Below are 23,027 nucleotides of genomic sequence, written 5' to 3'. Positions count from 1 at the left end.
TCAAAACTTTGAGTAAGCTTCTTTGTGCCTTGTTAATTACCTCTTTAAGTTCGTCGCTTTGTTTTGCCCAAGCAAAAAAGAAATCACCTCGTCGCAATCAAAAAGCGCCAACGGTTCAAGCGGCTTCAGTTGAAACAGCAACTTCTTCTTTGATTGTTAAAAAAATCGAAGTCGTCGGAAATCGCAAAATTGAACGTGATGCAATTCTTAGTAAGATCACGACAAAAGTGGGCGAGGCTTATTCGTCGGATCATATCCGCGAAGACGTTGAAGCCCTTTTTAGACTTGGATTTTTTAATAACATCGAAGTGGATCGCGAAGTTTCAGGTAAAGACGCGACGTTAACTTATAAAGTTCTAGAAAAACCTTCGATTACTGAAATCACTTATGAAGGTAACAGCGAAGTTAAGTCTGAAGACATTGCCGATGCAACCGGTTTAAAAGCCTATCAGTTGCTGAACATGACGAAAGTTAAAGAAGCGGTTGAAAAAGTTCAAAAGCTTTATGAAGACAAAGGTTTTTTCTTAGCGAAAGTCGAAGCTGAAGTTCAGAACCTGACTAAAGATGAAACGGTTCGCTTGGTTTTTAAAATCCGCGAAAACGATAAGGTCAAAGTTAAGAAGATCACGTTCCTAGGAAATAAAAATCTTGGTGACAGCTCCCTAAAATCAAAGATGCTGACTCAAGAGGGTGGCTTTTTCTCGGGCCTGAGCGGTTCTGGTCAGTACAAACAAGAGATGTTTGAACGGGACGTGCAAATTCTAAGATTCCTGTACTGGAATCAAGGTTACGTTCAAGCCAAGGTCGATCGTCCGCAAGTGACGGTGACTCCAGATAAGAAAAATATTTATATCACCATCCGCATCGAGGAAGGTGAGCAGTATCACGTTGGCGAAGTTGATTTTGCTGGTGATATCTTGTTTCCAAAGCAAGAACTTCATGAAGCCATCAAAATTGATGATAACGACGTTTTTGCGTATGATATTTTGCAGAAAGATATCAGTGAGCTGACAGCAAAGTACGGCGACCTTGGATACGCTTATGCCAACGTAATCCCAAGAACCGCCTTTAATGCCAAAGAGAAAAAAGTCAGTTTGGTTTTTGAATTCGACAAGGGTTCAAAAGTTTACTTCGGTAAAATTAACGTGATCGGGAACTCTAAAACCCGTGATAAGGTTTTGCGTCGTGAACTGAAGGTTCGCGAAGGCGAACTTTACAATGAAACTCGCCGCCGTCAGTCCTTAGAAAACATCCAGCGTCTGGGCTTCTTTGAAGAAGTGAATTTCAAAACTTCCATCGATCCAGAAAATACCGAAATCATGAATGTGGATATTGCGGTTAAAGAGCGTAACACGGGTCAGATTCAGTTGGGTGCGGGTTACGGAACATCTCAAGGATTCACGTTGCAAGGTTCTGTGAACCAAGCAAACTTCCTGGGGCGCGGGCAAAACTTAGGTGCCTCGTTGAATCTAAGTAATACCGGAAGTTACTACAGTCTTTCTTTCACCGAGCCTTATTTCAGAGACACGTTGTGGTCAGTAGGTGCGGACGTTTATCAAAGTGCGAACTCGGCCCGTGCGGACTATAATGAAAACCATCAGGGTGGAGCTATTCGTTTCGGTCATCCTTTGGCAGAGTACACTCGCGGTTACATTCGCTATAAATACGATGATACAGAATTAGCGACCAAATACGACAGTGCAGGTCAGCCGATCACGGACACGGACTTGTTCCCATTGAACACAGCTTCGGGAGTAACAAGCTCTGTGACGGGAACTGTTGATTACGATACTCGTAACGACCGTCAAATGCCGATCAAAGGTATCTACACCAGTGCGTCTTTTGAATACGCAGGTTTGGGTGGAGATCTTAAGTACACTCGCATGAACGGGTCCTTCCGTTTTTATAAAAATATTTTCTGGGATGTGGTGTGGAGAAATAACCTGCAGTACGCGCGCATCGATTCCTTAGAGGGTCAAGATGTTCCGTTTAGTGAGCTTTACTTGCTTGGTGGACCTTATTCTTTACGTGGGTATCGTTCTTATCGCGTAGGTAAGATGAAATTTTCTCAAAAGATTTTCAATGAGATCAAAGCTGAAACGCCGACGATTTCAGATGAAGAAGCTCGTCGCAGATCTATGCGTTTCTATGGCGGAACTCAACAGGCCATGTATCAAACAGAATTACAGTTCCCTTTGGTAAAAGAAGCTGGCATCATGGGTGCTGGATTCTTTGACGTCGGTGCGGCTGAAGATGAATTATCGGAAACAGATTTCTTTGCCGATATCGGATTTGGAATTCGCTGGTATTCGCCAATCGGTGTATTGCGCTTTGAATGGGGATTCCCTTTAAACCGCGATCCGCTTTACCAAGATGCGACTGTCTTCGAATTCTCGATCGGTCCTAGCTTCTAGCGGCGGATGCCGAGGAGGCCGAAGCGGCTGGACTTATTTTGTTCGATTGAATTTTAAAACCTTTAAGGAGGATTATTAATGAAGAACCTATTAATCGTGCTAAGCATGCTCATGACGGCATCATTCGCACACGCTGCTGACGCTAAAGTTGGATACGTTGATATGCAAAAAGCTATTCAGTCTACTTCTGCTGGTAAAAAAGCAAAGACTGAACTTGAAGGCGAATTCAACAAAAAGAAAAAAGAGCTAGAAAAGAAAGAAGCTGATTTGAAAAAAATGGGCGAAGACTTAGAAAAGAAAAAGTCTGTTCTTTCTGAAGAAGCTCTTGGTAAAAAACAAGCTGAATTCCAAGAAGAAATGCTTCGCTACCGTGACGTCGTTGGTAAAAGCCAACTTGAAATCCAAAAGAAAGAGCGTGAACTCACTGCTCCGATCTTGGAAAAAATGAAAAAAGTGATCGCTAAACTTGCAAAAGACAAAGGCTACACAATGGTCATCGAAAATTCGCAAATGGTGCTTTATGCAACACCAGATGCTGATTTGACAGAGCAAGTGATCAAGGCCTATGAAAGCGAAAAGTAAGAATCTCTAGGGGCCTTCAAAGGCCCCTTGTTGTTTCAGTCCCGACAAAGTTCAAAAGTATTCTCATAATATCCGTTAAGGTAAATCAAAAATGGCAAAATATATTATCCATCCAAGCAGTGTTATCTCTCCAGACGTAGAAATCGCCGATGACGTAGAAATCGGTCCTTATTGCTTGATTCAAGGTAAAGTAAAGATTGGCAAAGGTACTTTCATCGAAGGTCACGTGACCCTCGGCTCTCGCTACGGCATCGTAGAAATCGGGGAAAATAATCGTTTCTCTCCTGGCGCTGTTATCGGCGGCCCCCCGCAAGATCACTCTTATAAAACAGAACCTACAAAACTTATCATTGGTAACAACAACACTTTTCGTGAATTTTCGACAGCGAACTTGGCAACTAGCAAAGCGGATATGATCACTGAAATCAAAGATAACTGCTATTTCATGGCGTACACTCACGTGGGTCATGATTGCAAAATCGGTAACAACGTGACGATTGCCAATGACTCCCATTTAGGTGGTCACTGTGAAATCGAAGATGGTGTAACCATTGGTGGTGTGTGCGCCTTTAACCAGTTCACAAAAGTGGGCCGTGGCGCTTTCATCGCGGGTTCTTCTGTAGTTAATAAAGACATTCTGCCGTTCTCTCGTGCCCAAGGTACCTACGCAACGATTCGTGCGACTAACAAAATCGGACTTGCCCGTAAAGGTTTCCCGCGCGAAGAGATTGTGAACGTGCATAAAGCAATTCGCATCATCATCATGGGTTCACACACGGTGGACGAGGGTATTGAGCGCATCAAAGCCGAATGCACTATGAGCCCTAACATCGAGTACTTTATTAATTTCATTAAGAGCTCAAAACGCGGTATCGCTGTCGACAGAAGCCCGAAAGGTTGGCAGGACGATGACTAAGCTTAGAGGTGCGGTAATCGGGGTGGGTTACCTAGGTAATTTCCACGCGCAAAAATATAAAAACAACCCGAACGTAGAATTAGTCGGGGTGTGTGACCACTTTCCAGCGCAAGCTGATAAAATCGCAGCGGACTTAGGGGTTAAGAGCTTCCACAAGCCAGAAGATCTTATCGGCCAAGTGGATCTAGTTACCATTGCGGCAAGCACATTAAGCCACTACGAACTGGCGAAAATGTTTTTGCAAAACGGCGTTCACGTAAACGTTGAAAAGCCAATCACAGCCACTGTTCCTCAAGCTGAAGAGCTTGTGGCGTTTGCACAAAAAAACAATCTAAAACTAGCCGTGGGCCATATCGAAAGATTCAACCCATCAGTTTTAGAAGTAAAAAAGCATCTTAAAAATCCAAAAGTGATCGAACTTAATCGCATGGCGACTTATAAAACTCGCGGTGCGGATGTCAGCGTTTTGCATGATCTTATGATCCACGACATCGATATGTTATTCTTCCTTTCTGGCAGCGAAATTGAAAGCATGATTGGAACTGGTTCTAAACTTGTTTCTAAAGAACTTGATACAGCGTCTGTGACTTTCAAAATGAAAAACGGCGTGGTTGGGATTATTAACGTTTCTCGCGTCTCTTCAGGCATGCAGCGCTCGGTGCGCGTAATTCAAGAAGACAACACGATCTTTGCGCTGACAGGTACCCATGAACTTGAAAAAGTGGAAAAGGGTAACGGCACACCAGACGAACTAGTGAAAATCACAAAATGGACCGTGAATAAAGAAGACGCTCTTCAAAAAGAGACAGACGCCTTTATCGATGCCGTTTTAAATAATAAAAATCCAGTAGTGACTGGCCTTGATGGTTTAAAAGCATTGAAAGCCATCGAAGACGTGGAAAAATTGATTGAGGGTTGATGGATCAAGTTTTGATGATCGCCGCAGAGGCATCTAGTGTTACCTATGCACAAAGAATCCTAGAGCTTTGGAAAAAACAAGGCCGCAAGATTCATGCTTTCGGTGTCGGCAGCCAAGAAATGGAAGACCTGGGCTTTGAACGCTTTGGTAAATCTGAAGAAATGGCTGTGGTCGGTGCAGCTGAGGTGATCTCTCACTACAGTGATCTTAAAAAAGTATTTAACCGCATCGTTGATGAGTGCGAAAAGCGCCGTCCTAAAGTGGCGGTGGTGATGGACTATCCTGGTTTTAATCTGATGCTTGCTAAAAAGCTGCATGAGATGAAAATTCCGGTGGTTTATTATATTTCTCCGCAAGTATGGGCCTGGAAAAAGGGGCGCGTAAAAACGATTAAACAATACTGCGAAAAAGTTCTGGTTCTTTTTCCATTTGAAACAAAATTCTATGAAGAACACCAAGTTCCCGTAGAATTTGTTGGTCATCCCTTATTAGATGAAATGGATGAAAAGCTTTTAGATCCAACGTACTTAAAAACTCACCGTAACCAATGCGGTATCCGTGACGACGAAATCGTTTTAGGCCTTATGCCAGGCAGTCGTCGTCAGGAATTAAAGCAACACTTTCAAGTGCAGCTGGATACCGCAAGAATCCTGGCAAAAAAGCACAAGAACCTTAAAGTTGTCATCTTAACAGCGCCGAATTTTAGCAAAGATAAAATGCTAGATTACCTAGAAGATTTCCGTCTGCCATACATCCTACTTAAGGATGAACCATTCCGCATGATTCATCTTGTGGACATGATGCTTGTGGCATCTGGGACTGCGACATTACAAGTGGGCTTGCTGCATAAACCGATGGTTATCATGTACCGCGTGAACTGGTTAACAGCTTTGATCGCGCGTATGATTGTGACTTCTAAATTCTTTGGTCTTGTGAATTTGATTTTAAATAAATTCGCAGTGCCAGAAAATTTCCAAGGTCAGGCCAATCCTGAAAACTTAGCAAAACAACTGGATCGCTACATTACGGATTCTCAGCATAAGGCCAGTGTCGTTAATGACCTTGCTCAACTTCGCCAGCACTTAGGTGACAAAGGTGTTACTGAACGCGTGGTGAAGTCCTTGGATGAGTATCTGACGAAATGAAGTTTTACCTAAAGCCTCTTTCATTTCTCTATGATCGATTGGTAGAGACAAAGAATCATCTCTATGACAGAGGCATTATTAAATCCTATCAAGCTCCGGTGCCGGTGGTAAGCATTGGCAATTTGACAGTGGGCGGGACGGGGAAAACTCCGATCACCGATTTGTGCTTAAAACATTTAAGTTCTAACGGCAAAAAAGTGGCCGTGATCAGTCGGTCATATCGTGCTGACGCTGAAAGCGCCTGCCAAGTGGATGTCTCCCACCCTTTTGCTGCAAGATATTTCGGCGATGAACCCGTGTTATTAGCCCAAGCCAATCCTGCCGTGTCTGTTTTCGTAGGGCCCAAAAAATGGGCGACAGCGCAATACGCGGTGGCGAAAGATGAATTTGATCTTTTGATTGTCGATGATGGTTTTCAACATCGTAAACTTCACCGCGATTTAAATATCGTGATTTTAGATGCTACGGAAAACATCGAAAACTACCACGTCCTTCCTGAAGGCAGAGCCCGTGAATCCTGGGACCGTTTAGATCGCTCTGATCTTATTATTGTGTCAAAAGCAAACTTAGCCTCACAAGCGGATCTTAAAAATTTAGAAGCTCGCCTGCCAAAAAATAAAGAAGTGCTTTATTGCGGATACGGCATTCATAAGATTCACAATCTGCAAACGGCAGAAGTGAAAGAAACGGCATCCTTGGCTGGCAAAAAGTTATTCCTAGTTTCCGCCATCGCCAGACCTGATGTGTTTGAAAAGATGATGGGCGAAATGGGCGAGGTCAGCGAAGACAGTCTTCATTACCGCGACCATCATCAGTACACAGAATCCGATATTAAAAATATTCTAACCCAGTTCAAAAAATCCCAGGCTGACTTTTTAATTACAACAGAAAAGGATGCAGTGAAATTGCGCCCTCTTTTTGAAGACGCCTCACTGCTGTGGAGTGCCCCACTTGAAGTTTCAGAGTTAGGGAAGAAGGGACGATTGCATGAGATTATTAATCAAGTACTTCGTTAAATTCATGGTTTTCATCAGTGGTCTATTGCCACGCCAAGTATTGCGTAAGTCGGCCGCGTGGTTGGGTTTTTTGTGGTACGACCTTTTTGGTTTTCGCAAAAAAATCATCAACGGAAATTTAGAAATTGCTTTTCCGGAATGGGATGAAAAAAGAAAACATCAGGTGGGTAGGGATTCGGTTTATAATCTTGCCTACAACTTCGGTGAGTTCTTCCATATTCCCCACATGAATGGACAATGGCTAAAAGAACACGTGGTTTTTGAAGGTTGGGAAAATGTCGAACAAGCCCGCGCCGCTGGAAAAGGAATGTTCTTTCTTAGTCTTCATTTAGGGAACGCCGATGTGGCGACAAATTCAATTGCACTTAATGGCCAAGAACTTTATTTGATCTCAAAGCGCTTTAAGACCAAATGGTTTGATGACTTGTGGTTTTCTATCCGTGGGGCAAAAGGTGTCAAATACATCGATGCCCATGCTGCTAATAACGCCTTTGAAATTCTAAAAGCCCTGAAAAAAAATGCCGCCGTAGTTTTTGTGTTAGATCAATATATGGGAAAACCCTTCGGTATCGCCTCTACCTTTTTTGGCAAACGCACGGGTACAGCCTATGGTCTAGCTCTGTTCGTGCAAAAGTCAAAAGCTCCGGTGCTTCCGGTTTATACGTTTGAAGGAAAAGATAAAAAACTTCATGTCGTTGTCGAGCCAGCTATAGACACTTCACGTTATGTGACTGAAGATAAAGATGAAACAACCTTAAATTTAACCCAATCCTTCAATGACAAACTTGAAGAGATTGTGCGCAAACACCCCGAACAATGGATGTGGGTGCATCGAAGGTGGAAGGACTTTTAGTGAAATTCCCAAGCTTACTCTGCTCTCTTGTTTTTTTGTCTCTGTTAGCTTGTTCCTCTTCGTTAAAGTATGAAAAGTCAGGCGAACTAAAAAAAATAGACGAGTTTGATAAAGCGGTTGAAATCATTAAACCGGGACAGACCGGAACGACGTCTCCCTCTCCAGTTCCTACTGAAATTCCAGCGGCCACAGCTCCAACTCCTACAGCCGCTCCGGAAGTAAAAGAAGAAAAAAAGCCAGCTAAGAAGACAGCAGCCAAAGTAAAGCCTGCTGCTAAAAAAACGGAAAAGAAAAAAGAAGAAGCCAAGGTCGAAACACCAAAAGTGCCAGAACGTCGTCAACCTGATATTGAAGACACCACAGGCTTTGGTATTTCACGCCGTCCGCTTGCGGACCCGTTCCGTGTCGGCGAAGAAGTCCTTCATGATGTGCATTACTTTAAAGTTTCAGCAGGAACGTTGAAATTCAAAGTAGAAGATTTCGCCCAAGTAAATGGTAGAAAGTCTTATACCTTTGCCATTGAGATCGCGACAAGCTCTTTGTTTTCAAGCTTCTATAGTGTTGAAGATCGTGCTGAAACTTTTGTTGATTTCGAAGATTTAGTGCCTCGTGTTTATCAGCTTCACGTTAAAGAAACCAATCAACTTAGAGAAGCAAAAATGCTTTTTGACGTAGAAAAAAACACCGCTACTTTCTGGGAAAAGAAAGTCACTAAAGACGACGGTGAAGAAGAAAAGAAACAACATTGGGAAATTTTACCGTATTCGCAAAACGTTTATAGCATCATTTATTATATGCGAAACTTTGCTTGGGAAACGGGGAAAGAGTATTCCTTCCGCGTTGCTAACGACAATGAAAACCTTGTGTTTTCAGGTAAAGCTTTACGCCGTGAAGTCTTGCAAACTAAGTTAGGTCCGATGAAAGCCATCGTGGTACAACCGAACATTGTGCTTAAAGGTAAGTTCAAACCTATTGGTGATAACTTCATTTGGCTTTCTGATGATGATCGCAAATATATTTTAAGAATCGAATCAAAAATTAAAATCGGAACTTTAATTTCAGAAGTGGTCTCAATCAAACCCGGTAAGCCTTAGTTCCGTTTCTGATCGTTCATCAAACGTTGCGCCGCCAGATTTTCTAATTCCTTAGCCAAGAAAAGATTTTGGCTAAGGATGCGGTAAAAATCCTGCTGTTGAATTTCTAACAGAATTGAATCCTGTTGAGTTTTAATAGTGGCCGTTCTTTTTCCGCTGCTCATTAGCAGACTGATTTCACCAAAACAGCTGCCTTGATTTAAAACATTGATGTTGTGACCTCGTTGACTGATCACGACGTTTCCTTGCACTAAGATGTAACAGGTCGTGCCCGGCTGTCCTTCTTGAAACAAAACTTGGTTCGCAGCGGCTTGGCACAGTTTCCCTGAAAAAATTAGACTGTCGAGGCTGTCCCCCGGGAAGTCTTTAAAGAAGTTTGAACTTTGCAAAGCTTGTAAAACCCAGAAGCGATGCTGCAAGCTGTGGGCTTTATCTGACTTAATAAGCTGATCAAAATCGGGAAGGTGTTTTACGCGCAAAACTTCACAAGGGGCGGTCGTGACCACATCCGCAGTGCGGGCTTGATTTAATAAAAATCCACGTTCGCCGCAAATGGCACCGGCTCCTAATGAAGAAACCAGCTGACGTCTTTTTTCATCATACACCTTATAAACCGCAGCACCACCTTGAAGCAGAATATAAAGGTCGCGGTCCTTGTTTCCGGCTTGTATCAAACGAACACCTGCAGGGACTTTTAGGCATTCCGCCTTTTGCAGTAAGTACTGGGCAAGTTGCGGTTCTAAAGAACGAAAAAAGGGCAGTGAAGAAGCGCTGGGAATCTTTGCTTGGCCCGGGGAAAAAGTAAGACTGTGCTGAAAATGCACGCCAGAGATTTCTTTTTTAGAAAAGTAACTGCGAATAGAAGGGTTTAATAATATATCTTCGTCCACTAGGAAATCTATTAATGTCCAAAGCTCGCGAAAACTGATCAGCCAGCCCTGTCCCATGAAAAAGTTAACGACACCTTCAATGCTTCCGGCAGTTTGTAAGACTTCGAAATAAGAATATTGCAGGCCTTGCAGCTGATAAGTTTTGTTAGTCCCAAGGATCTTAATCACCCCACCATATTGTTGGGGCTGATGTTGAAGTGCTTTAAGCTGGACCTGTTCTTTTTCTATTTTCATAACCAGAAGTAATATCGGAAATTTTTGCCTGTAGATACACCGGGCCTTGGTCCTAAAAGGGACGTTTCGCTCTATCAAAAAAGTACATTGTTCTACAATAGATCCATGGCCATCACTGCATGCCGACACTTTTCTGGTTATAAACCCTGCGCTAAAAATAGCAGCTGCGACTCTTTATGTCCTAGTAAGGATATTCCGCAAAGTTCTTTATTGATTGTGCATTTAGGTGCTTTAGGTGCTGTGGTTCGCAGTACTTCGCTACTTAAAGCTATTAAACGAAAATTTCCACAAAGTATGATCACCTGGGTGACGGATGCTCCAGCCCATCACCTTTTAAAAAATCATCCTGGAATTGATCGGGTGCTGACCACCGCTGAAAGTGACCTTTTGCAACTTTCAGCATTAGAATTTGAAGCGGCCTTCGTTATAGATAAATCTTTAAAGGCCGCCGGGGTTCTTAAAAAAACCACCGTGGATTTTATTTATGGATTCGTCAATGATCCCCGCACCGGCGCAATTCTTCCAGCAACTTCTGCCGCAGACGAACTGTGGTCATTAGGCCTAGATAACCACAAAAAATTTTTCGTAAATGTGAAGCCAGAAACTCAGTTAATGATCGAAGCCCTTGAATTGGGCGGGTATCAGCGCGACGAATATTGGCTTCCGCTTACAGAGAGCGAAGAATCCCAGGCACAAAACCGTCGTGCCCATTGGCTAGAAAAAAAAGAAATTCTTATTGGTTTAAATACGGGTTGCAGCAATGTGATTGCCCATAAAAAATGGACGGTGGAATATTATCGCCTTTTAATTAAGCAAATTCATAAAGCCCATCCCAACGCGGCGATTGTGTTATTGGGAGGCCCAGAAGACACTGAGCGCAACCAGGCCATAGCTCAGGATCTCAATGTGATTTCATCTGAAACGCAGTCGGGATTGCGCGACGGACTTGTTAGCATTGCGGCTTGCGATGTTGTCGTTACAGGGGACAGCTTAGGAATGCACATGGCGATTTCTCAGAAAAAACAAGTCATCGCTTGGTTTGGGCCCACTTGTGCTCATGAAATAGATTTATATGACAGAGGCTTTAAAATTTTAACAAAAAGCCCCTGCAGCCCTTGCTGGAAGAGGACTTGTGAAAAAAGCATTATGTGCTACGATCAGGTTTCTTTAGAGGAAGTCCTTCATGCCCTTAAATCTTGTTGTGCAAACAGCCTTTCTGGGAGACCTGCTGCTCTCAATCCCACTGCTGAAAAAATGCCGTGAGATGTGGCCTGAACATCAGCTGGGACTTGTTTGCAGAAAAGGTTTCGGTGATTTCTTCTTAAAAACGGGTCTTGTTCATCATGTTTTTGAAATCGAAAAAGGCAAAGCCGACACTTACCAAAAAATAGCAGAGAATTTAAAATCCTTTGAAGTCGATCATTTGATTTCGCCCCATGAATCTTTGCGAACGGCATTTTTGGTTTCAAAAATCAAAGCCCGTCAAAAAATCAGTTTTGCAAAACCATGGAATTTTATTTTTTATAATTCCCGGGTTGAAAAGGATCTTAAACTTCCAGATCCGATTCGCCAGATCAGCCTATTAAAAAATATCAATCCCCATGTGACGAAAGATATCGAAACTTTTCGCACACAAGAAAAACCTTATCTTCCTGATGCCCACGGAAAGCTTTCAGCGCCGCCGGTGTGGGCCTCTATGAGTTTACGTTCCCAAGTTCTTAGTTTGCCGGGGGTTTATGATTCCCTTAAAGCACGCTTCCCATTGCCAGGATTTGATGAAGGCAAGGCTGTTCTACTTTTCCCAGGCAGTGTGTGGGCAACCAAACGCTGGACCGCTGAAGGCTTTATAAACGCGGGTATAGCATTGCAGGAAAAAGGCTATCAGGTCTATGTCATGGGTGGCCCTGGGGAAGAAGTTTTAGCTGAATCGGTAGCTAAAGAAATTCCCGGTTCCATTTGTCTTGCAGGAAAAACCAAAGTTATTGAATCCACGCAACTGATCGCACGTGCAGCTTTAGTGATTGGTAATGACTCGGCTTCGACTCACTTGGCAGCTGTGTGTGAAACTCCGCTCATTGCCGTGTTTGGTCCGACTATTATCGAATTTGGATTCCGCCCGTGGTCCGCAGAAAGTTATATCGTTCACCAAGCGGGATTAAAGTGTCGTCCGTGCGGGAAGCATGGGCACCATCATTGTCCGATTGGCACCCATGTCTGTATGAAGAATATCTCTGCAGAAGAAGTGCTTAAAACTGCGGGATTTATTCTTCGGTAAAGTCTTTAACGTTAATGCCGTACTTACGAATCTTACGTAGCAAAGTGTTCTTAGGAATATTCGCCTGAGCCACAGTTTGATTGATACGACCGTTGTTAGCCTTCAATGCGCTGACGATAAATTCTTTTTCCATTTCTTCTTTAAAGGCATCAAAATCCAAAGGACCTGAATAACCCACATGGGCTGTCTTTTCAGGACTTTCTTTGGCGGCAGCTGCTTTTAAAGAATCTGGTAACGAATCCGCAGTGATCTGATTTGAGTTTTCTACGATGAACGTGCGTTCAATCATGTTTTCAAGCTCACGGATATTTCCGGGCCAACGGTAGCTTTTTAATAACTGCAAAGCTTCCGGCGTCACACCGTTAATCACGCGACCATGCTGTTTAGAGAATTTTTTAATGAAGTTTGAAGCAAGAGCTTCAATATCATCTGTACGTTCACGCAATGGTGGTAAGAAGATCGGCATCACATTTAAGCGATAGAATAAGTCCTCGCGGAAGGTGCCTTCTTCCATCATCTTTTCTAAGTTTCTGTTGGTTGCAGCAATAATGCGTGTTGTGGTTTTCACTTCACGAGTTCCACCCACCGGGGTGAATTTACGTTCTTGCAGGACACGCAATAATTTTACCTGCATGTCAGGGCGAAGTTCCCCAATTTCGTCCAAGAAAAGGGTGCCGTTGTTCGCCATTTGAAATTTGCCGATTTTACGTTCATGGGCGCCCGTGAAAGCCCCTTTTTCATGGCCGAACAATTCACTTTCCATCAAGCTTTCAGGGATCGCGCCACAGTTAATGGCCACAAAGCTTCCTGATTTGCGAGGGGAGTTGAAGTGAATCGCGCGGGCTACAAGTTCTTTACCTGTTCCATTTTCACCGCGAACAAGAACTGTCGTGTCCACTTTGCACAGACGATAGATCAAATTAAACACTTCACGCATTTTAGAATTGTCACCGACAAATTCACTTTCGATATCGTCATCGAAGACAGGATTGGACATCGCAAGACTTGAAACCAAGTCACGAGCTTCTAAGCTTTTACGCACAATTTCAGTCAATAGCTGTGGGTTCACTGGCTTTTCAACATAGTCGTAGGCGCCTTCTTTAATCGCTAAAACCGCATCAGTTAAGTTTGAATGCGCTGTCATCAAAACCACGAAAGTTCTGGGATCGTGTTCTTTAATAGCGGTCAATGCTTCTAGACCGTTCATTTCTGGCATCTTTACGTCCATAAGGACTAGATCCCACTGTTGTTGCTTCACTTTATCTAAGGCTTCTTTGCCAGTAGAAGCTTCATCAATGGTGAAATCAATTTCAGGCATTGTTGACTTTAAAATAGAAATGACCGAACGGCGTAATTCCGCTTCGTCATCAACAATAAGTGTGTGGAGTTTGTTCATCATGCTAACACCTCTGATTCACTTTCTGTATCCAGTGGCAGTGTAAATGAAACTGTGGTGCCAGTGCCGACAACACTTTCCATTTTTACTTTACCGCCATGCAGTTCAATAAAATATTTTACTAAATAAAGACCTAAACCAGTTCCCTTGGTTTTCATATCTTGATCACTACCACGGGTGAATTTCCCCCAAACCTTTTCCATGTCTTCAGGCTTAATGCCTTCACCGGTATCTTTTACGATCACATGGACTAAATCATCTTCTTCTTGCGAGATCACTTCAATGCTTCCACCGTGGGGCGTGTACTTAATTGCATTTTCAACCAGATTGATAACCACCTCTTTGATCAAGGTGGTGTCAAATTCTAAAGAAAACATCGGCTCTAAACTGGTATTAATAGTGATGTGTTTTTCTCGGGCCAAGGGGCGAAGCTGTTGCAAAGCTTCTTCAACAACTTCGTTAATATCACCCACCTCGGTATTGATCTTAAAGTCACGGGATTCAACACGTAGAACTTTAAGAATCGACTGAATGTAGCGATTCAGTTCGTCGCCGAATAAACGCAAGGACTGCAAGTCTTGGCTTAAGCTTTCATCTTTGCTTTGATGTTCAACCAACAATCGATCTACGATGGCTTGGATCTTTGCAATAGGCGTTTTTAAGTCATGGGAAATCAAACTTACGAAATTATTTTTAAGCTGTTCAAGTTCCTGCAAGTACTGCTGTTCTTGCTGTAAACGGAAGTTCTTTCTTTCGACTTTGCTTGCTTGGTAGCCGATAAAGATAATCCACGACGCACCTAAAAGCACAAAAGGTGAAAATGCCGGGGACCAGAAGTAAAAAGTATCAAACACCCATGCCGATAAGGCGGCTAGCAACGTTCCGATCCACAAAATAAAGAAGAGCGCCACCGACTGCGGGTAGGTCGTGATTAGGAAAACCGCAATCAACATCAAAACAAAAAATCCAGCCGCATACCAGCTGTTTGAAAGCCGCTGGATCCACTTATTGCCTAAAACAGTGTCGGTTGTATGGGCTAAGATTTCAGTGCGCGAAATAGTTCCCATCGGGGTGATGTAAACCGGGCCTGAAGAAGTCTCTGCACCGATCAGAATGATTTTATTGGTAAAGGCATCAAACGGCACTTCGTCGTACATAATTTCGCTGAATGAATATTGTGTGAATACCTTGTTAGAGCCGCGGAAGTTTATCGGAAGACCTGCTTGGGTCGTCGGAAACTTCTTACCCGTGATTTTCTCTACAAGGTGCGGAAGCTCGGCTCTTTGGGGAAAGACTCTGCGAACAACGCCATCTTCATCACGGCGCACTTCATTGCTTCCGATGTTGTTAAGGTCGCGACTTGTGAAGGCCGGATTCAAAACTCGATCTAAGTTATTTGTGGTCGCGGACCAAAAGACTCGCATGTCATAGAAAAGTTTTTGCTCTTCTTGGGTCAGGGCTACTTTGCCGATATTATCGCCAAAATAAAGTGTCACACCGACGGCTTTTGGATTTTGTCGTAAAATTCTAATAAGCAACTCAGACCAAATGCGCTTGTTCCAAAAATAACTATCGGTGATGTCTGTGACCTCACTCATGTTATCTAAAAAGTTTGTGCGCGTATCATAGATCGTCGCAAAGTCGCTTTGGCGAATGGTCACTAAAACGATTTGTGAAGAAGCCTTTTGGTCCCCGCGCAGGTGAAAGCGCTGGTCATAGGCATTGATTTCATCGTTGGAAAGGGCAAGACAACCAATCCCCCAACACAATAAACAACGAAGCCAAAATCCCCGGCGTCGGGAAAAGAATCGAAGCAGGACTTCAAGGCGCAGTTTAAGGTGTTGAAAAGAGGCTTTTTGCACGCGTTGCAACATAGCAAATTTATTAAAAATATCAACTATTAAAAGCACTTACGGTGGCGCGAAGAATTAGGTATATTGAAAAATATGCACGTCTATAAAGGTATTAAACAGATGGACTCCTCTTTGACCTCTTCGGTGGTCACTATTGGGAATTTCGATGGGGTTCATCTAGGTCATCAGCAGTTGGTTGATAACGTTGTTCGTGAAGCTCAATTTCTAGGCGTACCGTCAGTGGTTTATACATTTCATCCCCATCCTGTGAAGGTTTTGCATCCTGAACGGGCGACCTACCGACTGTTTGACCTCAAAGACCAGCAAGAGCGTTTTGCTGAACGGGGTGTAGAAAATGTTATCATCGAAGAATTTACTAAGGAGTTTTCTAAGGTCACTCCGCAAGAATTTTTGGATCGATATATCTTTAATCAGCTTCACCCAAGAACTTTGGTAGTCGGCCATGATTTTTCATTCGGAGCTGATCGCTCTGGCAACATTCCATTTTTAGAAAAGTACTGTGCGCAAAAAGGTATCAAACTGATTATTATTCCACCGTTTCAATATCAGGGGACTGTGGTTTCTTCTACGCGCATCAGGGAAAGCTTAAAAAATGGGGATGTGGAATCAGCCAATGAACTTTTAGGCAGAACCTACTACTTGCGCGGGCACGTGGAAAAAGGATTTCAGCGCGGACGTACAATTGGTGTGCCGACTGCGAATATTCATCCTGATGTTGAATTCATGCCAAGACTTGGAGTGTATTGCACGCTTACTAAATTTGGTGGACACATGCATCCTTCAATTACCAACATTGGTGTGAATCCTACGTTCACTGAAAATGGAAAAGGTCCCATCAAAATTGAAACACACTTGTTTGATTTTGATGCTCATCTGTACGGGGTTGAAGTGGAAGTTTATCTTTTGCACTTCATCCGCGATGAAATGAAATTTTCAGGAATTGAAGAGCTGAAAAAACAAATCCTTCAGGACGTCACTGAAGCACGCAGGTACTTTCATGAAAAACCACAAAATCGTTGAGTTTACTTCCTCTGAGCCAGGCCTGTTTGTGGGTTTTTTGCAATTCCTAGCCCGGGAACAAAACTGGGACTGGCAGTTTGAAACTTTAACTGATTTTTCGCTCGATGCTTTGCAAGGGGCGTCAGCTGCCTACGTTGATACAAGATTATCTAAAGAAATTCTGCCGCAGTTAAAAATGCATTCTACGGAATCGCGCAGTTCCCTTTGTGTGGATTCTTTTTTTAAAGAGGAAAATACGTGGTACCCGCGCTTACTGATTGCTGAATCTTTGCGCTTGATCTTGGTTCAAGAGGCTCGGGATCTGAATAATCGCGCCCCCGGTTTTGTCGTCGGTACGGGGGAGCTTGCGCGCGTCGCGGCCAATGTCTTAGCGGAAGTCGGTGTTTCCGAAATTTATCTGGTAGGTGAAAGCGACGAAGGGCAAGAGCTGCGTGCGGGTTTAATGCGCGCCTTATTAGGAATTAAAATTCATTCAGTGGTGCCTGAAGATCTAACGGTGCAAGCAATCAGTGCTGGGATCATTATCAACACTGTAGATCTTTCTGATAACGAAGAACTGATGCGCGACCTGACTTATTTCAATTTTATGCGTAACGATGGCTATGTTTTGGATTTCAATTTATTGCCGGTGCAAAATCCACTTTTGCTTGAAGCAACCAAAGCTGAACTTAAAACTCTCATTCCGCAAGCTTTGTATGCCCAGGTGGCAAAGTTGTGGTTAGAACGCTTGGAAGTCGGAAGTTACTTATCCGTGGAAGATCTTCGTGAAAGTTGGATGCAGTTTTTGAAAGAAAACTCTTCTTCGGTCTAGTTACAAAAAATGGCACCCTAGAGTAAAGTGAGTCTAGGGGAGCCACAATGTCTTCACTCAAAATAGGTGAAATCTTAGTTAAGCAGGGTTTGCTAAAACCTGATCAGTTATCTTTGGCTGTTGAAGAACAAAAAAAGACGGGTCAGAAGCTGACGTCGTCAATCATTCAATTGGGTTTTCTTAAAGATACTCAAATACTTCGCGCACTTGAAAAACATTTTGCGGTTCCGGGGGTGGAAGTTAATACCTTTGAAATCGATCAAAGTGTTATCTCTCTTATTCCAAAAGATGTGTGTGAAAAGAACACTTTAATACCTTTGCAAAAAGCCGGAACTACTTTGGTAGTGGCCTTTGCTGATCCTAGTAACATCATTGTTAAAGAAGACTTACGCTTCATCACGCGCTGTCGTATACAGGCGGTCGTCGGGACTGAAAGTGCCATCGTTTCGGGTATTGAAAAATACTATGGCGGAAGCATCAGTACGAAAAGTTTAAATAGCATGAGTGCGGATGCTGACGAAGAATTCAGTGTCGGTACTCCATCAGCAGAAGTCATTGACCAAGATGGCGTGATGGATGATGCGCCCATCGTAAAATTCGTGAATTCGATTTTAACAGATGCCATTCGAAAAAAAGTATCCGATATCCACTTTGAGCCCTATGAAAAAAGATACCGCGTGCGGTTCCGCCTGGATGGTAACTTGCAAGAAGCAACAGCTCCTCCGGCAGGAACGGGTGCCGCCATTGCTTCACGTATTAAAATCATGTCTAAGCTTGATATCGCGGAAAAACGCCGTCCCCAAGATGGTCGTTTGAAAGTTCGTACTTCCAAAGGGAAGGAAATGGATTTTCGTGTCAGCGTTCTGCCAACTTTATGGGGCGAAAAAGTTGTTCTTCGTCTATTAGATAAATCCAATCTTCAGTTAGATATGACGAAGCTTGGTTTTGAAGAAGACGACTTAAAATTATTTAAATCCAATATCAATCTGCCCCAAGGCATGGTGCTTATTACCGGTCCAACGGGATCTGGTAAAACGACGACGATTTATTCTGCTTTGGCCGAACTAAATCAACCCGACACGAATATTTCGACAGCAGAAGATCCGGTAGAGTTCAACTTAGAAGGTATTAATCAGGTGCAGATGAATCCTGATATTGATTTGACCTTCGCAAGTGCCCTGAAATCTTTCCTTCGTCAGGACCCGGATGTGGTCATGGTGGGAGAGATTCGTGACTATGAAACTGCAGAGATTGCATTTAAAGCCGCGTCGACAGGTCACTTGGTTGTTAGTACTTTGCATACCAACGATGCGCCGTCGACCGTGATTCGTTTAACAGAGATGGGTGTTGCTCCGTATATTATTACTTCGACTGTGAATCTTATCGTAGCCCAGCGTCTTGTGGGTAAAATCTGTGAATCATGTAAAGCACAGATCGAAGTTCCCCCGCAAACTTTGTTGAATTTGGGTGTGCCGCCGAATGAAGTGCCGGACTACAAGGTCTGTCATGGTAAGGGGTGTGCTAACTGCAACAATACAGGCATCAAAGGCCGTGCTGCGATTTACGAGCTTATGTACATGAGCGAGAAAATGAAAGAGGCGATTTTAAAGGGAGCTTCCACAGGACAGCTTCGTTATCTTGCCCGGGAACAGGGGATGAGAACCCTGCGCCGAAGTGCTTTGTTGAAATTAAAGCGTGGTATCACCACAATTGAAGAAGTACTCAATGCATCAGTGAAGGACACATAATGAGTTTGACGGAACTTCTTTTAAGCGCGAAAGCAAAAAAAGCAGAAGAATTTTTATTCGTCGTCGGCAGTGAGCCACGCATTCGTCTTCCTTCGGGATGGACAAGCTTGCGAGAGTCGCCAGCACTGATGACTGAATGGAACCTGTTGCAACAAAGTTTATTAAGCACCCAACAAAAAACGCAGTTAGATGCGCGGGGTGTGGTCAGTGGTGAAGCATCCTTTGAAAGCGTGCGCATCGGTTTTTCATTCTTTCAACAAGACAGCACCATGAAAGCTGTACTTGATATGAACCTTGATGGTGGCAAACAGGAAGTGCAACTTCCGCCATCACTTTTAGAAACATGCTTACGCATGAAAGGTTTGGTTTTGCTTTCAGGTCCTGGCGAAGCAGGACAGGTATGGGCCTTACACCGAATTCTTCAGAAAATGAGTGAAGAAAAATCCTTTGTCGGTGTCGTTTATTCCCGCAAAGCGTTCCCGCAAGTCAAAGAATCTAAAGCTGTTTATTTGTATCACAACCATGAATTTGCCAGAGCTGAAGATCAGGAAAACCTGATGGCCGGCGTAGACATGGTCGTATTTGATGGATTTTCTGATGAACAGTCTTTCTGTGAAGCGATGGCTTTAGCAGAAAGAGGTTTATTTGTTATTTATTCTATGAAAGCGCCGTCAGTGACGAATGCTTTAAGACGTTGCATGTCGGTTTTAAGCGAGCGTTACGCTGAGCATGGAGCTGCTCGCTTTGCTGAAGTTCTAAGTCTGGCTGCTGGTCAATATCCGGTCGCGAGCCTTGCGGGGGAAAAAATCTTTGCCCACGAAGTCTTGCTGATGAAACCCCAAGTTCGTCAGTTAATAGAACAAGAAGATATTAAAAACATCGATGTCTTATTAACGGGCTCTTTGGAAAATTCAGGAATTTTGACACTTAATCAATCTTTGTTACAGCATTTGATTCGACGTCGCGTAGATCTGAAAACCGCTTTTGAGGTTTCTCGGGATCCAGATTCTCTTGATCAGCTTCTTAAGAAGGTAGGTATCTAAGATGGCAAAGTTCCAGTATCAGGCCAAAAATTCCACCGGCCAAATGGTGCAAGGGGAAATTGAAGCTGCAAATCAGCAAGAAGCTATCATCCGCTTGCGTGCTCAGCAGTTATTGCCAGTTCGTGTGGTTCAATTTGGGTCTTCGCGAGCAGCGGCAGGTAAAAGCGCCAGTCTTTTTGCGCCGCGAGTGAAGGGCAAGGACTTACAGGTTTTCACTCGTCAGTTTGCGACTTTGATCAACGCCGGTATTCCGGTTGTGGATTCATTAAAAATTCTTTCTGAAGGTTTACGCCCAGGCTTATTAAAAGAAGCATCAGCGCAGGTTAAAACTTCTATTGAAGGTGGACGTCGTCTGGCTGATTCAATGGCGCAGGTGCCAAACGTTTTTGATAAACTTTATGTGAATATGATTCAAGCCGGTGAGGAAGCCGGTATCTTAGATGGAATCTTGCAACGTCTTGCAAGTTACATGGAAAAATCTGAAAAACTAAAAGCCCAAGTGAAGGGTGCGTTGGTTTATCCCGTCGTTATCATCATTGTTGCTTTGATCGTTATTGCCGGTATCTTGGTTTTCATTATTCCTAAGTTCATGGAATTTTTTTCGTCATCAGGTAAAGAACCACCTGCTTTAACAGCGGCGGTTGTAGCTTTAAGTAATTCCATGATTGCGAATTGGTATTTATATGTCGGGGCTGCGGTTCTTGGGCCCATCGCCTTCAAACAATGGCTGAATACTGAATCGGGAAAAGATTCCTTTGATCGTTTTATTATGCGTGCGCCGGTGTTTGGTGAAGTTGTCCAGAAATCAGCTATCGCTAGGTTGACAAGAACTCTATCAACCCTATTGGGTTCAGGTGTGGGTTTGATTGATGCCATTGAGATTTCATCTAAAACAGCAGGCAATATCGTGATCGAGCAGGCGTTGCTTCGTTCCAAGGAATCAGTAACTCAAGGTCGTACATTCGCGGCACCTTTGGGTAAAGAAAAAGCTTTTCCAGACATGGTCGTGCAGATGATTTCTATCGGGGAACAATCCGGTACTTTAGATATCATGTTGGGTAAGATCGCAGACTTCTATGAAGATGAAGTTGAAACAGCGGTGAAGGCCATGACATCGCTGTTAGAGCCACTATTAATGGTGGTCCTAGGCGGTATCATCGCCGTCCTAGTAATTGCAATGTACTTACCAATCTTCAGCATGGCGGACGTGGTTCAATAGATGCGCTTAAGCTTTGCTTTGCAGAATAATAGACAAAATGGACTGTTGGTGGAATTTGTCCGCCTCAGTCTTTTTGTTTTAGTTCTTCTTATCAGTGTCGTATCAAGTGTCGCCCAAGAAGGTTTCGTAAATTGGTCTATCCTAGGGCCTTTTTATACGATTTTAACAATAGCTTTTACGTTTCATTTATTTTGGTTCACAAAGTGGGAACAAGTTTTAGAACATCCCACCTTGTTGTTATCGGGCTTCGTTCTAGATTCATTATTTATCTCGTTATTGATTTATTATTCAGGGATTAACCAATCCCTTTTTATGTTCTTACACCTTGTGAACATTCTTCTGGCGGGCATCGCTTGTCGCAGTGTGGGTGCAGTGACGGTGGCCTTTTTCACAAGCATTTTCTTTTCTGGGGCAGCTTTGTTTTCACCTGAAATGAAGGCGCTGAATTTCTTTTTCCTTTTAGCTTTAAACAACGTCGCTTTCTTTTCTGTCGCCGGGCTTGCTGGTTATCTTAGCGAGCAGTTACAGACGGTGGGCAGCGAGCTTAAGAAAACTGGTCTTAGTCTTCGTTCCGCGCAAGAGCTTAACAATATTTTAGTTGAAAACATTCCTTCAGGAATGATGTCTTTCACTGAAGCGGGCGAAGTCATTCGTGCTAATGCGGCAGCTTCTGATATTTTAGCGCAGCATGATTTTTCAAACTTTGAGCCTTTGAAAGTGTTTAACGTCAGTGGTGATCAGAAATTGACCAAAGGGGATGTAAAAGTATCTGCCGATGGCGCTGAAAAGATTCTGGGCGTGACAGTTTCAAAGATTTATAGTCCTGAATTTCAAGAGCAACTTTACATTGCTTTATTTGAAGATCTTACCCGCATTCGCCAATTAGAATTCGCGGCACGCCAACATGAAAAATTGGCGGCAGTGGGTGGTCTTGCCGCGGGTATTGCCCACGAAATTCGCAACCCGCTAGCGGGAATTAGCGGCAGTATCGAGATGCTTTCGCAAACTGTGAACAATGATGATGATCGTAAACTGATGAAGATCGTTTTACGAGAGATCGATCGCTTAAATAACTTGATCACAGAATTCTTGGATTATGCGCGTCCTGAAACTCCTCCGACGGATCCTGTGGATCTAAGTTCACTGTTAACAGAAGTACTTGATTCGATGCTCGTTAACAATCAGGTGAGAAAAGATATCGAACAGGTGCGTGAATTTGAATCCAGTCTTAAAATTCTGGGTCGCAGAGACAAGCTGAAACAAGCCTTTCTAAATATTGTGATCAATTCCTATCAAGCCATGAATGAAGCCGCAAAGCCGCGGTTGGCAGTAAAAGCTGTCACTTCAGAAAAAGAGATTGAAATTCGCATTCGTGATGCGGGTTGTGGAATGAATGAAACTACCAAAAGAAAAATGTTTGAACCATTTCATACAACGAAGCCAAAGGGCACAGGCCTTGGTCTAGCTGTGACTCATAAGATTTTGGAAGGCCATGGTGCGCGCGTTTTTGTCGAAAGTGAAGTAGGCGTGGGCACTGAGTTTATTTTGACTTTCCCAAGAGCAACTTGAGAGAATAGT

Annotated in this window: 19 protein-coding genes; 16 read left to right on the top strand and 3 right to left on the bottom strand. The window is 43.4% G+C overall.

The annotated features are described in order from the left end of the window. The first annotated feature begins 8 nt into the window (after positions 1 to 8). From bamA to MNR06_RS05515, 8 genes are all read left to right on the top strand, one after another. Entirely contained in the window at positions 9 to 2,414 is a 2,406-nt protein-coding gene (gene bamA / locus MNR06_RS05550) for an outer membrane protein assembly factor BamA (RefSeq protein WP_243539802.1), read from the top strand. 78 nt (positions 2,415 to 2,492) lie between these two features. Beyond that, positions 2,493 to 2,996: an OmpH family outer membrane protein gene (locus MNR06_RS05545; protein WP_243539799.1), complete on the top strand. Its 504-nt coding sequence runs from the start codon at positions 2,493 to 2,495 to the stop codon at positions 2,994 to 2,996. A 91-nt stretch (positions 2,997 to 3,087) separates the two neighbouring features. Continuing rightward, positions 3,088 to 3,912: an acyl-ACP--UDP-N-acetylglucosamine O-acyltransferase gene (lpxA, locus tag MNR06_RS05540; RefSeq protein ID WP_243539797.1), complete on the top strand. Its 825-nt coding sequence runs from the start codon at positions 3,088 to 3,090 to the stop codon at positions 3,910 to 3,912. After that, entirely contained in the window at positions 3,905 to 4,831 is a 927-nt protein-coding gene (locus MNR06_RS05535; protein ID WP_243539790.1) for a Gfo/Idh/MocA family protein, read from the top strand. Before lpxA ends, MNR06_RS05535 begins: the two co-directional genes overlap by 8 nt. Beyond that, positions 4,831 to 5,976, top strand: coding sequence for a lipid-A-disaccharide synthase (gene lpxB / locus MNR06_RS05530; protein WP_243539788.1), 1,146 nt, complete (start codon positions 4,831 to 4,833; stop codon positions 5,974 to 5,976). The genes MNR06_RS05535 and lpxB overlap by 1 nt, the downstream gene beginning before the upstream one ends. Continuing rightward, positions 5,973 to 6,992: a tetraacyldisaccharide 4'-kinase gene (lpxK, locus tag MNR06_RS05525; protein WP_243539774.1), complete on the top strand. Its 1,020-nt coding sequence runs from the start codon at positions 5,973 to 5,975 to the stop codon at positions 6,990 to 6,992. Before lpxB ends, lpxK begins: the two co-directional genes overlap by 4 nt. Next, complete coding sequence (locus MNR06_RS05520; protein ID WP_243539772.1) at positions 6,964 to 7,845, top strand: lysophospholipid acyltransferase family protein; 882 nt, start codon at positions 6,964 to 6,966, stop codon at positions 7,843 to 7,845. Before lpxK ends, MNR06_RS05520 begins: the two co-directional genes overlap by 29 nt. After that, positions 7,830 to 8,939 carry a DUF3108 domain-containing protein gene (locus MNR06_RS05515; RefSeq protein ID WP_243539769.1) on the top strand — a complete coding sequence of 370 codons (1,110 nt, stop codon included), beginning with the start codon at positions 7,830 to 7,832 and terminating at the stop codon, positions 8,937 to 8,939. Before MNR06_RS05520 ends, MNR06_RS05515 begins: the two co-directional genes overlap by 16 nt. On the opposite strand, the gene MNR06_RS05510 is transcribed toward MNR06_RS05515, so the two are convergent. After that, complete coding sequence (locus tag MNR06_RS05510; RefSeq protein ID WP_243539767.1) at positions 8,936 to 10,063, bottom strand: cyclic nucleotide-binding domain-containing protein; 1,128 nt, start codon at positions 10,061 to 10,063, stop codon at positions 8,936 to 8,938. The two genes, MNR06_RS05515 and MNR06_RS05510, sit on opposite strands and share 4 nt — an antisense overlap. A 105-nt stretch (positions 10,064 to 10,168) precedes the next feature. On the opposite strand from MNR06_RS05510, the gene MNR06_RS05505 reads away from it, so the two are divergent. Further along, positions 10,169 to 11,326 (top strand): glycosyltransferase family 9 protein, encoded by a 1,158-nt coding sequence (locus MNR06_RS05505; RefSeq protein ID WP_243539764.1) that lies wholly within the window; start codon positions 10,169 to 10,171, stop codon positions 11,324 to 11,326. Next, entirely contained in the window at positions 11,247 to 12,338 is a 1,092-nt protein-coding gene (locus tag MNR06_RS05500; RefSeq protein WP_243539756.1) for a glycosyltransferase family 9 protein, read from the top strand. Before MNR06_RS05505 ends, MNR06_RS05500 begins: the two co-directional genes overlap by 80 nt. On the opposite strand, the gene MNR06_RS05495 is transcribed toward MNR06_RS05500, so the two are convergent. Together MNR06_RS05495 and MNR06_RS05490 are read right to left on the bottom strand one after the other, a co-directional pair. Then, positions 12,325 to 13,737: a sigma-54-dependent transcriptional regulator gene (locus MNR06_RS05495; RefSeq protein WP_243539754.1), complete on the bottom strand. Its 1,413-nt coding sequence runs from the start codon at positions 13,735 to 13,737 to the stop codon at positions 12,325 to 12,327. The genes MNR06_RS05500 and MNR06_RS05495 overlap by 14 nt on opposite strands. Then, positions 13,734 to 15,608, bottom strand: coding sequence for a CHASE2 and HATPase_c domain-containing protein (locus tag MNR06_RS05490; RefSeq protein WP_243539752.1), 1,875 nt, complete (start codon positions 15,606 to 15,608; stop codon positions 13,734 to 13,736). The genes MNR06_RS05495 and MNR06_RS05490 overlap by 4 nt, the downstream gene beginning before the upstream one ends. A gap of 72 nt (positions 15,609 to 15,680) precedes the next feature. Between MNR06_RS05490 and MNR06_RS05485 the strand changes: the two genes are divergently transcribed. From MNR06_RS05485 to MNR06_RS05460, 6 genes are read left to right on the top strand one after another with little or no spacing between them, the layout of a single operon-like run. Further along, positions 15,681 to 16,628, top strand: coding sequence for a bifunctional riboflavin kinase/FAD synthetase (locus tag MNR06_RS05485; protein ID WP_243540780.1), 948 nt, complete (start codon positions 15,681 to 15,683; stop codon positions 16,626 to 16,628). Then, entirely contained in the window at positions 16,606 to 17,439 is an 834-nt protein-coding gene (locus MNR06_RS05480; protein WP_243539750.1) for a Rossmann-fold NAD(P)-binding domain-containing protein, read from the top strand. Before MNR06_RS05485 ends, MNR06_RS05480 begins: the two co-directional genes overlap by 23 nt. A gap of 47 nt (positions 17,440 to 17,486) precedes the next feature. Continuing rightward, on the top strand, positions 17,487 to 19,187 hold the full coding sequence (gene pilB / locus MNR06_RS05475) for a type IV-A pilus assembly ATPase PilB (protein ID WP_243539748.1): 1,701 nt from the start codon (positions 17,487 to 17,489) through the stop codon (positions 19,185 to 19,187). Continuing rightward, the gene (locus MNR06_RS05470; protein WP_243539746.1) at positions 19,187 to 20,230 is read left to right on the top strand and encodes a type IV pilus twitching motility protein PilT; all 1,044 of its coding nucleotides are present in this window, start codon (positions 19,187 to 19,189) and stop codon (positions 20,228 to 20,230) included. The genes pilB and MNR06_RS05470 overlap by 1 nt, the downstream gene beginning before the upstream one ends. 1 nt (position 20,231) lies before the next feature. Then, a complete protein-coding gene (locus tag MNR06_RS05465) occupies positions 20,232 to 21,449 on the top strand; it encodes a type II secretion system F family protein (protein WP_243539743.1) in 1,218 nt (405 codons plus the stop codon). Next, on the top strand, positions 21,450 to 23,018 hold the full coding sequence (locus MNR06_RS05460) for a two-component system sensor histidine kinase NtrB (RefSeq protein ID WP_243539741.1): 1,569 nt from the start codon (positions 21,450 to 21,452) through the stop codon (positions 23,016 to 23,018). Positions 23,019 to 23,027: the final 9 nt, after the last annotated feature.

Source organism: Bdellovibrio reynosensis (genome assembly GCF_022814725.1).
Classification (GTDB): domain Bacteria; phylum Bdellovibrionota; class Bdellovibrionia; order Bdellovibrionales; family Bdellovibrionaceae; genus Bdellovibrio; species Bdellovibrio reynosensis.
This window is presented reverse-complemented; position numbering and strand designations above follow the sequence as displayed.

Excerpts from the sequence above, each read along its gene's own strand:
- pilB (WP_243539748.1), top strand. The coding sequence starts at position 17,487 with ATGTCTTCACTCAAAATAGGTGAAATCTTAGTTAAGCAGGGTTTGCTA.
- MNR06_RS05465 (WP_243539743.1), top strand. The coding sequence starts at position 20,232 with ATGGCAAAGTTCCAGTATCAGGCCAAAAATTCCACCGGCCAAATGGTG.
- lpxB (WP_243539788.1), top strand. The coding sequence starts at position 4,831 with ATGGATCAAGTTTTGATGATCGCCGCAGAGGCATCTAGTGTTACCTAT.
- MNR06_RS05545 (WP_243539799.1), top strand. The coding sequence starts at position 2,493 with ATGAAGAACCTATTAATCGTGCTAAGCATGCTCATGACGGCATCATTC.
- MNR06_RS05480 (WP_243539750.1), top strand. The coding sequence starts at position 16,606 with ATGAAAAACCACAAAATCGTTGAGTTTACTTCCTCTGAGCCAGGCCTG.
- MNR06_RS05505 (WP_243539764.1), top strand. The coding sequence starts at position 10,169 with ATGGCCATCACTGCATGCCGACACTTTTCTGGTTATAAACCCTGCGCT.
- MNR06_RS05490 (WP_243539752.1), bottom strand. The coding sequence starts at position 15,608 with ATGTTGCAACGCGTGCAAAAAGCCTCTTTTCAACACCTTAAACTGCGC.
- MNR06_RS05485 (WP_243540780.1), top strand. The coding sequence starts at position 15,681 with ATGCACGTCTATAAAGGTATTAAACAGATGGACTCCTCTTTGACCTCT.
- lpxK (WP_243539774.1), top strand. The coding sequence starts at position 5,973 with ATGAAGTTTTACCTAAAGCCTCTTTCATTTCTCTATGATCGATTGGTA.
- MNR06_RS05535 (WP_243539790.1), top strand. The coding sequence starts at position 3,905 with ATGACTAAGCTTAGAGGTGCGGTAATCGGGGTGGGTTACCTAGGTAAT.
- MNR06_RS05520 (WP_243539772.1), top strand. The coding sequence starts at position 6,964 with ATGAGATTATTAATCAAGTACTTCGTTAAATTCATGGTTTTCATCAGT.
- MNR06_RS05495 (WP_243539754.1), bottom strand. The coding sequence starts at position 13,737 with ATGATGAACAAACTCCACACACTTATTGTTGATGACGAAGCGGAATTA.
- MNR06_RS05510 (WP_243539767.1), bottom strand. The coding sequence starts at position 10,063 with ATGAAAATAGAAAAAGAACAGGTCCAGCTTAAAGCACTTCAACATCAG.
- MNR06_RS05460 (WP_243539741.1), top strand. The coding sequence starts at position 21,450 with ATGCGCTTAAGCTTTGCTTTGCAGAATAATAGACAAAATGGACTGTTG.
- MNR06_RS05470 (WP_243539746.1), top strand. The coding sequence starts at position 19,187 with ATGAGTTTGACGGAACTTCTTTTAAGCGCGAAAGCAAAAAAAGCAGAA.
- MNR06_RS05500 (WP_243539756.1), top strand. The coding sequence starts at position 11,247 with ATGCCCTTAAATCTTGTTGTGCAAACAGCCTTTCTGGGAGACCTGCTG.
- lpxA (WP_243539797.1), top strand. The coding sequence starts at position 3,088 with ATGGCAAAATATATTATCCATCCAAGCAGTGTTATCTCTCCAGACGTA.